The following is a 590-nucleotide window of genomic DNA, read 5'->3' on the forward strand; positions in this document are numbered from 1 at the left end:
ATCATGATGAACCATAAGAAGCTTCGGCGGATCTATGGCGAGGAAGGTCTCTCTGTGAAGCGGAGACGAGGTCGCAAAAGGGCTCTGGGGACGCGTGCGCCGATGTTGGAACCATCAGGACCTTCGGTTAGGTGGAGCCTCGACTTTGTCTCAGACAGCTTTGGTGATGGCCGACGGTTCAGGATATTGGCGGTGATTGACGACTTTACCCGTGAATGTTTGGCGCTCGTTGCCGACACATCCTTGTCAGGTGCGCGTGTCGCACGCGAATTGGACCGGATCATCAGGCTTTACGGCAAGCCGCAAATGATCGTGTCTGACAATGGGACAGAGTTTGTGTCTCGCGCCATGCTGGAGTGGCAAAATAGTACAGGCGTCAGCTGGCACTATATCGCCCCAGGCAAGCCTCAACAGAATGGCTTGGCCGAAAGCTTTAACGGCAAGCTACGCGACGAGTTGTTGAACGAAGAGGTTTTCGACAGTCTGGCCCATGCCAAACGTGCACTAAGCCTATGGCGACACGACTTCAATAACGTGCGGCCCCACAGCGGAATCGGCGGGCTTGCGCCCACAGCGCGCCGTACGCTCTC

Annotated in this window: 1 protein-coding gene; it reads left to right on the forward strand. The window is 56.3% G+C overall.

Going from position 1 to position 590, the window contains the following annotated elements:
* Positions 1-590, forward strand: a 590-nt coding sequence (locus tag B7364_RS01315) for an IS3 family transposase (RefSeq protein WP_157893411.1), incomplete at both ends; no start/stop codon positions are given.

It is taken from the genome of Aquidulcibacter paucihalophilus (assembly GCF_002105465.1).
GTDB lineage: Bacteria > Pseudomonadota > Alphaproteobacteria > Caulobacterales > Aquidulcibacteraceae > Aquidulcibacter > Aquidulcibacter paucihalophilus.